Origin of the sequence: Nocardioides psychrotolerans (genome assembly GCF_900113685.1) — a bacterium.
GTDB classification, from domain to species: domain Bacteria; phylum Actinomycetota; class Actinomycetes; order Propionibacteriales; family Nocardioidaceae; genus Nocardioides; species Nocardioides psychrotolerans.
Map to the genome: position 1 here is coordinate 19,195 of NZ_FOQG01000018.1, position 13,907 is coordinate 33,101.

Genomic DNA, 13,907 nt, shown 5'->3' on the forward strand with positions numbered 1-13,907 from the left:
TGTCACCCATGGGATTCAGACACCTGCTTCTTGTCGTACGCCGGTCAACGGGTCGGCGAGGTCACCCAGGTCAGCTGACGACTTCCACGTCGTCGCGACACCTAGCCGGTGCGCGACCATCAGGTCGCCGACGCGGGCGGCCGCCGCAGTGATGATGTCCAGGTTGCCTGCGTAGTCGGGCAAGTAGTCGCCTCGACCCCTGACCTCGATCGGGATGAACACCCGCGCCTGGCCGTTCCAGCCCTCGCGAGCCGGGTCGAACTGGGGGGCGGCGCGCAAGTGGTAGCCAGGGACGTACTCCTGAACGGTGCGCTCCATTGCGTGGATCGATTCCAACAACCGGTCCTGGAGATCACCCGGCTCCCCCGCCTCGGGCGGGATCGCACAGAACACCGTGTTGCGCATCATCAATGGCGGCTCGACCGGGTTGAGGATGATGATCGCCCTGCCTCGTTGGGCTCCGCCCACGACTTCTACCGCGGAGGCCGTGGTCTCGGTGAACTCGTCGATGTTCGCGCGGGTGCCCGGGCCTGCGGAGCGACTGGAGACGGAGGCGACGATCTCGGCGTACGGCACGGGGACGATCGAGGAAACCGCATGCACCATGGGCACGGTCGCCTGGCCGCCGCACGTGATCATGTTGACGTTGGCGGCTTCGAGGTTGAAGGACAGGTTGACCGGCGGGCACAGGTAGGGCCCGATCGCCGCCGGGGTCAAGTCGACCGCGAGGATGCCGGCGTCGGCGTACCGCTGGGCATGGGCCTGATGAGCCTTCGCGGAGGTGGCCTCGAAGACGATGTCGGGAAGTTCGTCCTGGGCGAGCAGCCAGTCCACCCCGTCTGAGGTCGTCTCCAACCCGAGCCGCTTGGCCCGAGCGAGCCCATCGGAGGTGGGGTCGACGCCGACCATGTAGCGCGGCTCGATGATGTCGCTGCGTCGCATCAGCTTGAACATCAGGTCGGTGCCGATGTTGCCGGGTCCGACGATGGCAGCACTGGCCTTGGTCACGCTCATGGAACTCATGCGGAATCCTCTTCATCGGGAGCGAACAGGGCAGTCACGCTGCCCAGTCCGGCGAATGTGGCGGTCACGCTGTCTCCGGCAGAGACGGGCACCATGGCGCACACCGAACCCGGCAGCACCACCTGCCCTTCTTCGAGCGTCACTCCGCGCGCACCCACCGTGTTGGCGAGCCAGACCAGGGACCGCAGTGGCGAACCGAGGACGGCGCCACCTGCGCCGGTGCCGACGACCGTGCCGTTCTGGGTCATCACCGTTCCAGCAAGTCGCAGGTCGACATCGGAGATTGCCGTCGGAGTCGAGCCGAGCACCACCGCGCCGGAGCTGGCGTTGTCGGCGATGGTGTCGAACAGCCCGATCTTCCAGTCCTCGATGCGACTATCCACGATCTCCAACGCTGGAAGCACAAAGTCGACGGCAGCGATCGCCTCGTGTGCGGTTACTCCAGGTCCGCGCAGCCGGCGCTTGAGGACGAAGGCCACCTCCGGCTCGATGCGGGGTTGGAGGAACCGTCCCATTGCGATCGGCTCATGCTCGAGGTGGAAGAAGTCGTCGAGCAGGTGGCCGTAGTCGGGCTGGTCCACGCCGAGCAGCCGCTGCATCGCAACGCTGGTCAGACCGACCTTGTGCCCCTTGACGCTGCGCCCCTGCTCGAGGAACCAGTCGATCTGCAACAGCTGGATGGCGTAGGCGTCCTCCAACGTCAGGTCGTCGTACGTCGACGTGAGCGGCGAGACCGGCTTGCCGTTCGAGTAGGCCTCGAACAACAGCTGTGCGGCGTCGGCGCGGGTCTTGTCGTCCATCACAGGTCGAGCTCCAGTCGGGCGCAGGTGGGCTTCGAGCAGCAGATCAGCATCTGGTTCATCGCGGCCTGCTCCTTCTTGGTCAGAACCAGGTCACGGTGGTCGACGGTGCCGGCCAGGACCGGGGTGATGCAGGATCCGCAGATGCCGTCACGGCAGTCGTTCTCGACGTCCACGCCCAACGCGAGCACGACGTCGAGGATGTTGGCTTCGGGGGCCAGTCGCAGGGTGTGCCCGGACCTCGCCAGCACGAGCTCGTAGTTGTCGGCGTCCAGTGAAGCCGCCTCGGCGGGCTCGACACCCACCCTGCTGAACAGCTCGAAGCGGACGATGTCCTGATCGGGGCCGTGCACCAGTTCGGCCGCAGCTTGCACTGCCCGCAGCAAGGCAAGCGGTCCGCAGACGTAGACCAGACCACCCTCGGGCAGTTGCCGCACGACCTCCTCGAGGTCGGGCCTGCCATCGCGGTCCTCGGCGAGCAGCTGCACTCGATCTCCGAGCCCGCCGAGTCGGGTGCGGAATGCCATCGAGTCCTCGGTGCGTCCGCCGTAGGTGAGCCGGAACGGCTGCGCTTCCCTGGCCAGGTGCTCGGCGAAAGCCAAGATCGGCGTGATGCCCACACCACCTGCGACCAGGGCATGGAACGGCGCCTCCTCCAGGGCGAAGCTCTGCTTGGGACGGGTGACCAGCAGCCGCTGACCCACCCGCAGCTCGTCATGGAGATACGCCGAGCCGCCACGGCCCTCGGGTTCGCGCAGCACCGCGATGTCGTACGACGACAGGTCGCGCGGGTCTCCGCACAGGGAGTACTGCCGGGTGGTGCCGTCGGAGACATAGACGTCGATGTGGGCACCGGGCTGCCACGGCGGAAGTGGGTCGTTGCTCTCGATCCGCGACAGCTTGATGGAGAGCACTCCTTCGGCCTCCCAGGTCATCGCCGTGACGCGGAGCTCGCGCTGCTCACCCATGCTGCGCTCCGTCGGGCGGAAGTCCGAGGAGCTGTCGCACCTCGGCGTACGACGTGTCCGGGTCCGTGACGTCGAACCACACCGAGGCGATGCCCAGTGCCTCGGCACCGCGGATGTTGGTGCGCTGGTCGTCAAGGAAGACCATCTCGGCGTACGACACGCCGAGCCGCTCGGCGAGCAACTCGTAGAGCCGCGGGTCGGGCTTGAGGTGGCCCTCGACGGAGCCATCGACGACAACGTCCATGTCACCCACGATCTCGATCCTCTCGATCCACTCCTCGGAGTGGAACGCTCGAAGGTCATTGGTGAGGATGCCGATCCGACGTCCGGCCTCACGCGCGTCCCTGACCAGGGCGCGAGCATGCTCGCGCACCAGCTCAGGCCGTGGCGGGTCGTAGAGATGCGCGATCATCGCCCGGATGTCCGGCTCCTCCCCACCCGACTCGTGCCACTGCTCGGCTCGTGCATCCCAATAGGCGCGCTCGGTGATCCGGCCGGCCTGCAGGTCCTCCCACACCTGGTCCGGCTGCTCCGCCGTGGCCAGCGGCCCTCGTTGGTGGAGCAGCTCGTACGCCGGGGTCCCGGGCTGGTCAGCGACGAGCTCGAAGGGAGTCAGCAGCACCGGGCCGCCGAAGTCGAGCACCAGGGCAGCAGACATCAGTGCTCCGGTTCCTCGATGATGGCCCGGTCGAAGAGCACCACGTTGCCGCTCCAGTGGCACTCCGCGCACCAGGTCAGGAAGATCCGGTCGGTGGCGCTCCACCACTCGGTGATCAGGCCACGGTCCAGGGACGCGGCGCAACCGGGGCAGAACTTGGGCTTGTCCAGGAGATGGTGGGCGGCGTCCGAGGCGAACCACTCGCCCGCCGGCGGGAGCCTGTGGGGGTCTGGAGGTAGCGCCGGCATCGGCCCGTGATAGGCCTCGCGTAGCGCTTCCTCGTTGAGATCAGGCACCGGAGCCGGCCTTATCGCGCGCTTCCGCTGCGGCGTGGTGCAGAGCGAGGAGCTCTTCACGGATCGGGCTGTAGCGCATCGACCCGCCGTTGATCCACGCGTCGACGAACTCGGTGCCGGCACCAAACTTGTCCTTCTCGCAGGGCAGGTGGATGACGTCGTGCTTCTCTCGTACGACGCCCGGGGGGTCCTCGCCGTCCTCCACCGCTGCCATGGCCTCCTTGAACATCTTGCGGAGCATCGCAACGCCCTGGTCGGAGCGCCCGAGGTGTTCTTGCGAGCGGTCAGTGATCGCGCCTTGCGAGACCCACGCCATCACGTCCTGGCCCTCGACGTAGTCAGTGATGAACCCGCCGTTCTCGTCGCGGAACGGGAACTCGTAGACCGCAGGCCGATCCTGCTTCTCCCACTCCCCACCCTCGGGGTGGTGCAGGGTGTAGAAAAGCTTCCAGGTCGTCGTGTCGTCGATCGGCACCCGGATCTGCATCTGGTCGATCCACTGGCCGCCGACGCGCATGCCGTAGGGGAACATCAGCGGGTGGCCGATGGCCCAGTCGTCGCTTTCCTCGCCGTGGCCCTCGAGCACGCGGCGCTTGATGATGCCGTACTCGAACTCTTCGAACGCGACCTTCATGTGCTTCTTCTGGAAGGACTTGGGCGCCTCGAAGCCCTGGGTCTCGCCCAGGAACTGGAAGTAGGCGCCGTGCAGCCACTCGACATGGTGCGGGTCGACGGAGTTCTCCATGATCTGCAGCCAGTTGCACGGCAAGGTCGCTGTGCCGACCTCGCGAATGCCGTCGAGCACGTAGACGTCGAACGGGGGCAGCTCGGGCACCGGACCGGGGCCGACGTACACCCAGACCATCCCGCCCATCGTCTGTGCGGAGCCGGCCTTGGCCTTGATCTTCTCGCGGAACGTGGTGTTGTCGTTCTCGGCCGGCTGCTCGACGCACTGTCCGTCGAAGTCGTATTTCCAACCGTGGTAACCGCAGCGGATGCCATCCTCGTGCACGATTCCGTAGGTCAGCGACGCGCGCCTGTGGGGGCAGGCCTCGCCGATGATCCCGTACTTGCCGGACGGGGTCTTGTAGAGCGTCCAGTTCTCGCCGAGCAACCGCACGGTCTTGCTGGGCTTGGTGTCGAAGTCCTGCTCGAACGCGATGGGGTACCAGTAGCGGCGGAGCAGTTCGCCCATCCGGGTGCCGGGTCCGACCTGGGTCATCTCTTCGTTCTGTTCAACGGTCAACATCGGTGTTGCTCCTTCTCGTCTGGTGGTTCGGGTCGCCGACGTCCCGGCTTGAGCGCGCTCGCTCTCAGTCCAGGACCGTGACCTTCCCGGTGTTGCCGTCGACCCGGAGCATCTGCCCGGTCTTGATGGTCTTGGTCCCGAAGGCGGTGCCCGTGACGGCAGGCAGGCCGTACTCGCGACAGACGATGGCGGCGTGGCTCATCATGCCGCCGACGTCGGTGACGGTTGCCTTGATCTTGCCGAAGATCGGCGCCCACGACGGCGCAGTCAGCGGCGCCACGAGGATCTCGCCGTCCTGGATCTCGCTGATCTGGTCGGCCGAGAAGATCACCCGCGCGGGGCCCTCGACCAGACCGGGGGACGCGGCGAAACCGCTGAGCACGCCCTCTTCCCCTTCCTCGCCCGAGCTGAGCCAGGCCGCGACCGAGTCCGACGTGATGCCCCAGAGCATGACCGTGAACGGCTCGGTGACCACCTCCGGCGGGATACCGAGAGCGGGAGGCGGCGACCAGCCCCTGAGCATCTCGTGGACGGCGTGCCGGCGCTCGATCTCCTTCGGCCAGTACGACGGCCCACGCGACGGAGCGCCGACCGACCAACCTGCGTAGAGGTCGAAGAGGACGTCGAAGAGCTCGGACCGACGGAACATGAAGACGTCGTCGGTCTCGGCGAGGAAGCCTGCTGCCTTGAGCACCTCGCCGAGCTCACGCATCTTGCGCCAGATCACCGAGTGCGCCCAGTGCTCGACGTAGAAGTTGTGGTTCTCGACGTAGGGGAAGACCGTCCGCGAGAGACCGAGCTTGGCGTCGAAGGTCTCGCGGTCCTCGTCGGAGGCGAGCAGCTCGCGGTACTCCGACACCACCCGGTCGCGCTCGGTGTGCAGCGCCTCGATCGGCCGATTGAGGTCCACTCCCTCCTTCACCTTGACGATGTAGTCGGTGATGTAGCCGAGCGGCACCTCGACGTTCTGGATCCAGATCTTGTCGGAGTGGTAGAAGCCCGAGCCGGTGGAGAAGTTGAACCACGGCTCTGCGGCCTTGTCCCACTCAGCGATCCACGCCTGGCCCTGCTCGTCGGTCGCGAGCGCGGCCCACACCTCCTTCGGGCTGGCGCCGTTGAACCGGTCATCCACGCCGCTGCTCACGGCCAGGCGGGCCAGGCTCTTGAGGTGGTCGTCGGGCTTGAAGAGGTCGACGTCGACACCCGCCACCATCTTGGCTATGGCCAGGTCTGGAATGGAAGGGAAGGCGGCCTTGCAGAACCCGAAGAAGTCGAGGTAGGCGGCGTAGCCGAGGTTGAGGAACTCGAAGTGGTACTGCCACAAGGTGAGCACGTGGTCCAGGAGCCGGTGGTAGGTCGAAAGCAGCCGGTCACCCGAACCGCGACCGGCTCCTGAGGTGATGACCTCCAGGTCCTCCATCTGCGGCAGCGGGCTGAAGTCGAGCTCGCTGATCTGCTGGACCAGGCAGCGGACCTTGACCAGCCAGTCGTCGTACAGCCTGTCCCAGTTGGCGAAGTAGAAGCCGGCCCGCTCCATGAAGTGCGGCACCCGGCCTTCGATGTCCGCCTCCGGAGCGGGCACAGGACTCAGGAAGACGTAGCCGTTGAGGATGCGGAAGTCGACTCCATAGGCCGGCGGGACAAGGTAGTGGCGGGTGTTGTACTGGCCCAGGGACGCGATGGCGACCTCGAACACGCCGGCGTCCCAGGGCGTGAGGGCCTCGGGCCAGTGAACCCCGTCGTGGAACCAGAAACCACCGTCCTCGTAGTCGCGACGCTCCTCGGAGAAGACAGCAGAGTAGGAGTAGAGGTTCTGCCATCCTTCGGCACCTGCTGGAGCCTCGATGTCGAAGGGGCTTGAGAAACGATCGGCCATGATAATTCGTCCTTGGGTCGGGGTCGGTGTCGAGTCAAACGTTTGCGCTCCGCGCTGTGCTGACCCGAGTCAGCCTCTTTCCGCCCCCTTTCTGGAGGACAGGGGGTTGACGAGGGTGTCGACGATCGAGGACACAAGGTCGGCCTTGGCGCCGACGGCGCGGTGCCGCTTGCTCCACACGGTTTCGGGCCGCGCCTGGAGCAGCACGGTGTCCTCGCCAGCCGGGAGGTCGTCGTCCACGGCCCATTCGATGTCCTGGGGGCAGCCGTAGTGTTTCTCCGCAGCCCGGGCAAGCCTGGCGATGGCGATGATCTCCTCGTCGGTCACCGAGGGGGCGTTGACCTGGTCCTCGGGAAGCTCGACCCGACTGACCTGCGGGCAATCGGCTCCTTCGACGTCGGTCAGCAGGTGGGCATGGGTCTTGGGGCTGATCGTGCGGCGGTTGATCGTCCACATCACCTTGTCGATCAGGAAGTTGTCGGGCGTGACGTCGCCCGAGACGACGCCTTCCCCGAAACCCCAGGCTGCGTCGATGCAGATGCCGGAACGGTCACCGTTTGTCGGGTCCAGGGTGAAGGCGACGCCGGCAGCGCGCGGACGCACCATCTTCTGCACGGCCACGGCCATGTCCACCTGGTTGTGGTCGTAGCCCAGCTCATGTCGATACATGATGGCGCGCCCGGTGTAGAGGCTCGCCCAGCAGCACCGGATCTTCTCCAGCACGTCGTCGATGCCGCAGACCCACAGGTAGGTGTCGTGCTCACCCGCGAACGACGCCTCGGGCGAGTCCTCGGCCGTGGACGAGGAACGAACCGCAACAGGCACGTCTTCCACACCCGACTGCGCGCAGAGGTCGGCGTACATCTGACGGATCATGGTCGCGTGCTCGACCGGGATCTCCCACGTCATCACCACTTCTCGTGCCTGCGCCGCGACCGACTCCAGCGCCTCCTGAGTGATGTCCGAGAGGGGGCCCAGTCCGCCGTCGACGATCTCGGTGATCCGGTGCTTCGAACCAGAAGCTTCCTTGGCGTCGACGAACACCCGGGTGGTCACCGCGAAGCCGGGTGGGACCGGGAGCCCGACCTGCATCATGGTGCCGAGCGAAGCGCACTTGCCGCCGACCTGGGGGTGGTACTCCGCGGCGAGGTTGCCGAACGGAATCGCACTGGGGCAGGCAGACATGGCGTTCACTCCTGGAAGCGGGGGTCGGAATTGGCGGGCAGGGCATCGAGGTCGGGGATCACGACCTCCTGGACGCGGTTGCGATAGAGCACGAGAGCGGTGGTCCCGCCGGCGACAATCCGCACCCGGACGAACTCGGTGTTGAACGGCTCGCCCGGGTCATAACCCATCGCAAGCGTCGCGAAGGCCCGGATCGGTCCGGAGTGCGTCGCGACCACGACGGTCTGGGCCGACGTCCTGGCATGGGCGTCGAGGATGCCGCGCCAGAATCGGCGTACGCAGGAGACGGGGGGCTCGAAATACATCATCGGCATGGTGAGCCAGTGGGTGATCGGGTCACCACCGCCCTGCTGGACTCCCCAGAAGCGGTCGACGTCGACAAGCCATCCGGGGCGCTCCCCCAAACCGACTCGCTCCAGCTTCTCGATCTCGCGGTGATAGAGCCGGAAGGCGCTGGTCACATCCCTGGGGCCCTCGGGCGTGGCAACCTCGAAGTTTCGGAAGTTGGGGTCGTCATGGAGTTCGCCGATGTCGGGCTGCCCGCGACCGTAGAGCTCGATGTTGTCGAGCAGGCCGCGGCGCAGGTGCTCAGCGGTCTGCCGGGCCCGGTTCGTTGGTGCGCACAGCAGCTCGACCTTCATGCCATCGGTGACCCGACGGGCGAGTTCCTGCCCGCGCCGGTGCGCCTGCCAGGAACCGAGCGGGGTGAGGCCCGACTCCGAGGAATAGCCCTGGGTCTCACCATGCCGCACGAGGTAGATGTCGCAGTCGATGTCGGCGACGTGCTCACGCCGCTCCGGGATGATCTCCTTCGTGCGGGTCACCTCCGCCCAGGCACGAGAGCTGCCGACGACGTTGCCGTCGTAGGTCACCGGTTCGCTGGTGTGACCACGATCGCGGAACTGACGCAGGTAGAGCGGGACCGACTCGTCCTGCTCGGCCGGCCCGGCCGGCGCCGGGCTGCGGCGCGACTGGTGCCGCGTGAGATAGGCGGGTGCGTCAGGGCGCTCCGTGCGTGGCAGCGGCGAAGTCGACGACGGCTTCACGGTGTTCTCAGTGGTCATTTCCCGGCCTCAGCTGTGCACCGTGAGGAACTGCTGGTTCACGACACCGTCGTAATAGAACATCGCCCGCCCCATCTCGGCCTCGGTCCAGGTGATCGGCTCCGAGCCGGGGTCGACCCAGTAGCCGCCGGTGAACATCTCGTTGCGGTTGCCCACCGGGTCGAAGAAGTAGAGGCACTGGCCGCGGGTCACCCCGTGCCGGGTGGGGTTCATCTCGATGTTGACACCGTGGTAGACGCAGGCGTCCGCTGCGTTGCGCAGGTCGTTCCACCCGTCCACCCAGAAGGCGAAGTGGTGGAACCCCTGGTTGGGCCCGGTGATGAAAGCGATGTCGTGCGAGCGGTGGGAGACCTCGAGCCAGCTGGCGATCTGGAAACCGTCGTCGCCGACGATCTGCTCGGTGAGCCGGAAGTCGAGGTGCTCGACAAGGAAGCGGGTGTTGGTGTCGACCTCTTCGGCGGTCAGGAAGAGGTGGTCCACCCGTGGCGGCGCGATGCCGACCAGACCCATCGGCCTGGGGGGCGGGTTCGTCTGCGGGAGCAAGTTGCCGACCTGCTGCATGCCGTAGACCAGCTCCATCTCGTGCCCGCTCGGCAGGGCGAAACGGATCGAGGTGCCGTGACCCGGCGCCCATTCGTCGGCGGCATAGCGGCGGACGGCGACACCGGCAGCCTCCAGTCGCTCCTGGTAGTGGTCGAGGTCATCGGCCTCGGTGACCTTGAATCCGAAATGGTTCAGGCCGTGGGTGGGCTCCATGGTCAGGACCACGCTGTGGTGCTGGTGCTCGTCCCAGCACTTGAAGAAGACCCGGGCGGAATCCCGCCCGGTCTCGATCATGCCGATGACCTCGGAGTAGTAGGCAGTGGCGAGCTCAAGATCGGGGACGCGGAGCTCGACGTGGGAAAGGCGCAGGATCGTCATCAGGTGTGCACTCTCATGAATCGTTCGTTGACCTGGCCCTCGTAGTAGAAGATGGCGCGACCGATGTTGTCCTCGGTCCAGGTCAGGGTCGGGAAGTCCGGATCTGGGCGATAACCCCCGGTGAAGACCTCGTTGCGGGTGCCGAGCGGATCGAAGAAGTAGATGGTCGAGCCGCGGGTGATGCCGTGCCGGGTGGGACCGACGTCGAGCTGGATCCCGTTGTAGGCCAGCACGTCCGCCGCATCCCGCACGTCGTCCCAGTCGTCGAGCCAGAAAGCGAAGTGGTGCAGGCCTCCGTTGGGTCCGTGCACGATCGCGAGGTCGTGCGGGGAGTTGGACCGCTCGAGCCAGCTGCCGAGCTGGTGCCCGTTGCCGTCAAGGAGTTGCTCGGTCATGCGGAAGCCGAGGACGTCCATGAAGAACTGCGTCGACTCGCCGACCTCTTCGGCGTTGATCAGCATGTGATCCAGCCGCGGCGGGCAGATCTTGTCCCGCGGGAACGGCTGGTCGTCGGTTGCCGGGTCAGGGGTACGGCGTCGCCCTGAGGCGCCCACCTTCTCGACGTCGGCGACCAGTTCCATCAGATGCCCGCTCGGGGTGGCGAAGCGGACGGATTCACCCTGGCCCAGGGTCTCGCCCTTGCTGATCCGCTCGACCGGGAAGCCGTAACGGGTGACCTTGTTCTCCAGGTCGGCCAGGTCGTCCTCGTGGTGGACCTTGAACGACATCAGGTCCATCCCCTGCCGCGGCGCATAGCGCAGGCGCAGGGAGTGGTGGTCCTCCTCGTCCCAGCACTTGAGGTAGACCGAGTCCTCGGTGCGTGCGGTGATCTCCATCCCCATGACGCCGGTGTAATACGCCGAGGCGAGGTCAAGGTCGGTGACCGTGGTGTCGACGTGGCCCAGGCGCAGGATCCCCTGCGGCCGGCGGGGCATCTTGCCTCGCTCGCCGTAGGCGTGAGCCTGCCGGGTGTCGGACGGGTCGAACCGGGCGCCGTCCGGCGGCGCGTCCGGTGCGAATTCGCGCCGCGTGCCTGCCGGAGTTCCCTCGGCTAGGTCCGCGTGCTCTGTGACGTCGTTCACATCAACCATGTGCCCATAGTTGGCCCCCATCCCGATCCCATACACGCGCCGTTCCGCCATACGGAACACAAGATAGATTTTTGGGTGCTGTCGGGTCAGGCTGTGGAGGTGAGCGAAACCCCTGCTTCAGCCCGCCCCGAAGCGATGCGTGATCTGGTCCGCGACTATGTCAGCGCATTGCACGCGACGTACCTCGACCACGTCCGGCACCTGCCGCCCGCCGAGCGCGGGGCGCTGCCACTGGTTGCTGCCCGCCAGTTGACTGTGATCGCCGCTGCGACGCAGCACCTGCACTTGCTCGCCACCACCGATTCGATGCCAGCGCTTCACGGGCAGGAGGTCGAGCTCACCGACACCTACGAGGGGGTCACGTGGACCGTGCGGTTCTACGACCCGTCAGTGCTGCCTGACCTCGGGCTTCTGGCTGACGACTCCCCCGAGGCCGTACGACGAGTCCTGGGTGTCTCGGACACCGTCTATCACCTCGCCGTGGCGGTCGGGGGTGGCTTGGGTGCCCACCACGCCCAGCACTCCGGGGTCGCGCTCGCCAACCAGCACGCCAAGACCATCCGGGACCTCGACAGGATCCGGAGGGCGCTGCCGCGTCAGGCCCAGATGGTCGACGAGCTCGGCTCGTGCGTCCGCAACGGGCTCGACCTGGCTGCTGGTCTGCTGGCGGCGGAGCTCACGGCACGTCGGATCGTCCCCATCCCGGGAGCACCTGCCGCGGAAAGCCTCCAGTCCGTGCTGGACGACGTCACCCGATGACCGAGCCGACCGCCCTTCGCGCCGAACGACTGTCCAGTGTCGCGGCCGCCGCGCGGATCCTGCGCGAGTTCGGCAAGCACAGCACCCAACTCGGAGTCAGTCAGCTCGCCCGCCGAGTCGAGGTGGGCAAGAGCACCGCTCATCGAATCATCTGGACGCTCGTCGCGGAGGGCCTGCTCGAGAAGGTCGAGGAGACAGGCCTGTTCCGGCTCACGACCACCATGGGCTCGCTCGGAGCGAGCGCCGAGACCTCCCAACGATTGCACGAGGCAGCGACCATCCCGCTCGACCAGCTGCGCAGGAAGACGAGAGGCACCCTGCACATCGCCATCCTCGACGGTGTCGACGTGCTTTACATCGAGCGACGCGAGGGACCGGGCGCCATCCCGCTCTTCCGCGCGGTCGGCAGCCGCAATGCGGCCCATGTGACCTCGAGCGGCAAAGTGCTCCTGGCCTTCCTCCCCTCCGACCGCCAGAAACGGCTCGTTCAGGAGATGCGGCTGACGCCCAAGACACCTCGAACGATCACCTCGAAGTCGGACTTCCTGACCGAGCTGGCGCGTGTCCGCCACCAGGGCTACGCCGAGAACCGCGGCGAGTCGCAGCCCGGCATGTGCTCCATCGCCGCACCGATCCGTGATCCCCTCGGTCAGGTAGTCGCGTCGGTGTCGGTGGTGGAAGACGTGGAGGAAGTGGACCGGGGCCTGCACCACCTGATCGGCCCGATCGTCGAGACGGCCGCCCGCATCTCCTCCGGCCTGGGGTGGACCCAGTGACCGGCGTGTGGGAGAGGGTCTGTCGGGTTGACGAGGTCAAGGCAACACGACCGGTCGGGAAGATTGTCGGGAATTCCGGCCAGGACCGGGATCGCGTGTGCGTCGTGCTCACGAACGATGCCGAACACGTGGCCATGCTGGATCGCTGCCCCCACCGAGATGTCGCCCTGTCGGGCGGGATCGTCAAGGAGGGCACGCTGGTCTGCCCCGGCCACTTCTGGCGCTTCGACCTCCCGACGGGCGAACGCACCGAGCTGCCGGATCGCGGCGCAACCGTCTATCCCACCCGGGTCGTCGATGGCTGGGTGGAGGCCCTGCTGCCGCCGTTGCAGCCACACCAGTCCATGCGCGAGTGGCTGCTCGCGCAGGCTCGAGAAGGCGGGCCTGCTGTGTCAGAGGCAGCTGCCGAGAGTCCGGAGATCGGCGAGAGCGTCTCCGTCGACGGGATCCTCACCAACTACCACGACCTGGGCTCGGGCGAGCCCGTGGTGCTGATCCACGGGTCAGGTCCGGGCGTCAGCGCGTGGGCCAACTGGCGTCTCACGCTTCCCGCCCTCGCCGAGAGCTTCCGCGTGATCGCCCCCGACGTCCTGGGCTTCGGCTACACCGAACGACCACCCGGCGCCCGTTACGACCTGAGCACCTGGACCGACCACCTGGTGGGCTTCCTCGACGCGCTCGGACTGGACCGCGTCTCACTCGTGGGCAACAGTTTCGGCGGCGCCCTCGCACTCAGCCTCGCCACCCGCCACCCTGAGCGCGTCGAACGGCTGGTCCTCATGGGCAGTGTCGGGGTGTCGTTCCCCATCACGGCCGGGCTGGACAAGGTCTGGGGTTTCGAGCCGTCGCTGGCGAACATGCGGGCACTCCTCGACGTCTTCGCCCACGATCACACCCTGGTCAACGACGACGTCGCCCGACTGCGGCTGGCCGCCGCCACGCGTCCCGGAGTGCAGGAGGCGTACGCCGCGATGTTCCCCGCGCCACAGCAGGCCCGTGTCGACGCCATGGCGCTCGACGAGGATCTCGTCCGCTCGATCGGGCACCCGACCCTGCTCGTCCACGGACGCGAGGACCGCGTGATCCCCCTGACCACCTCGCTGCGCCTGCACGAGTTGATCGACGACTCCCGACTGCACGTCTTCGACCGTTGTGGGCACTGGGTCCAGATCGAACACGCGACAGCGTTCAACCGTTTGCTCGCGGACTTCCTCGGATCGTGCGGGTGACCGGCTGGGCCC

The 13,907-nt window shown here is 66.9% G+C and carries 14 protein-coding genes; 3 read left to right on the forward strand and 11 right to left on the reverse strand.

Translation table 11 applies throughout. From position 1 onward, the window contains the following. Window positions 1–15 precede the first annotated feature (15 nt). The 11 genes from BM204_RS18130 to BM204_RS18180 all read right to left on the reverse strand — a co-directional run bounded on the left by BM204_RS18130 (window position 16) and on the right by BM204_RS18180 (window position 11,131). Window positions 16–1,023 (reverse strand): acetaldehyde dehydrogenase (acetylating), encoded by a 1,008-nt coding sequence (locus BM204_RS18130; RefSeq protein ID WP_281290207.1) that lies wholly within the window; start codon window positions 1,021–1,023, stop codon window positions 16–18. After that, complete coding sequence (locus BM204_RS18135) at window positions 1,020–1,823, reverse strand: 2-keto-4-pentenoate hydratase (RefSeq protein WP_091116327.1); 804 nt, start codon at window positions 1,821–1,823, stop codon at window positions 1,020–1,022. Before BM204_RS18135 ends, BM204_RS18130 begins: the two co-directional genes overlap by 4 nt. After that, the gene (locus BM204_RS18140; RefSeq protein WP_091116330.1) at window positions 1,823–2,791 is read right to left on the reverse strand and encodes a PDR/VanB family oxidoreductase; all 969 of its coding nucleotides are present in this window, start codon (window positions 2,789–2,791) and stop codon (window positions 1,823–1,825) included. Before BM204_RS18140 ends, BM204_RS18135 begins: the two co-directional genes overlap by 1 nt. Further along, window positions 2,784–3,449, reverse strand: coding sequence for an HAD-IA family hydrolase (locus BM204_RS18145; protein WP_091116331.1), 666 nt, complete (start codon window positions 3,447–3,449; stop codon window positions 2,784–2,786). Before BM204_RS18145 ends, BM204_RS18140 begins: the two co-directional genes overlap by 8 nt. Beyond that, window positions 3,449–3,745, reverse strand: coding sequence for a hypothetical protein (locus tag BM204_RS18150; protein ID WP_143099827.1), 297 nt, complete (start codon window positions 3,743–3,745; stop codon window positions 3,449–3,451). Before BM204_RS18150 ends, BM204_RS18145 begins: the two co-directional genes overlap by 1 nt. Next, on the reverse strand, window positions 3,738–4,994 hold the full coding sequence (locus BM204_RS18155) for an aromatic ring-hydroxylating oxygenase subunit alpha (protein ID WP_091116335.1): 1,257 nt from the start codon (window positions 4,992–4,994) through the stop codon (window positions 3,738–3,740). The genes BM204_RS18150 and BM204_RS18155 overlap by 8 nt, the downstream gene beginning before the upstream one ends. Window positions 4,995–5,058: 64 nt before the next feature. Beyond that, on the reverse strand, window positions 5,059–6,870 hold the full coding sequence (locus BM204_RS18160; protein ID WP_091116338.1) for a PEP-utilizing enzyme: 1,812 nt from the start codon (window positions 6,868–6,870) through the stop codon (window positions 5,059–5,061). A 69-nt stretch (window positions 6,871–6,939) separates the two neighbouring features. Next, window positions 6,940–8,055, reverse strand: coding sequence for a PEP/pyruvate-binding domain-containing protein (locus BM204_RS18165; protein WP_091116340.1), 1,116 nt, complete (start codon window positions 8,053–8,055; stop codon window positions 6,940–6,942). A gap of 5 nt (window positions 8,056–8,060) precedes the next feature. Beyond that, entirely contained in the window at window positions 8,061–9,119 is a 1,059-nt protein-coding gene (locus BM204_RS18170) for a histidine phosphatase family protein (RefSeq protein ID WP_091116342.1), read from the reverse strand. 9 nt (window positions 9,120–9,128) lie between these two features. After that, complete coding sequence (locus tag BM204_RS18175; protein ID WP_091116344.1) at window positions 9,129–10,040, reverse strand: catechol 2,3-dioxygenase; 912 nt, start codon at window positions 10,038–10,040, stop codon at window positions 9,129–9,131. After that, a complete protein-coding gene (locus tag BM204_RS18180) occupies window positions 10,040–11,131 on the reverse strand; it encodes a catechol 2,3-dioxygenase (protein WP_218153749.1) in 1,092 nt (363 codons plus the stop codon). The genes BM204_RS18175 and BM204_RS18180 overlap by 1 nt, the downstream gene beginning before the upstream one ends. A gap of 99 nt (window positions 11,132–11,230) precedes the next feature. On the opposite strand from BM204_RS18180, the gene BM204_RS18185 reads away from it, so the two are divergent. From BM204_RS18185 to BM204_RS18195, 3 genes are read left to right on the forward strand one after another with little or no spacing between them, the layout of a single operon-like run. Further along, window positions 11,231–11,890 carry a hypothetical protein gene (locus BM204_RS18185; protein WP_143099828.1) on the forward strand — a complete coding sequence of 220 codons (660 nt, stop codon included), beginning with the start codon at window positions 11,231–11,233 and terminating at the stop codon, window positions 11,888–11,890. Beyond that, a complete protein-coding gene (locus BM204_RS18190) occupies window positions 11,887–12,666 on the forward strand; it encodes an IclR family transcriptional regulator (protein WP_091116348.1) in 780 nt (259 codons plus the stop codon). Before BM204_RS18185 ends, BM204_RS18190 begins: the two co-directional genes overlap by 4 nt. Before the next feature lie 5 nt (window positions 12,667–12,671). Then, window positions 12,672–13,895, forward strand: a complete 1,224-nt coding sequence (locus BM204_RS18195) for an alpha/beta fold hydrolase (protein WP_281290208.1) — start codon at window positions 12,672–12,674, stop codon at window positions 13,893–13,895. Window positions 13,896–13,907 lie beyond the last annotated feature (12 nt).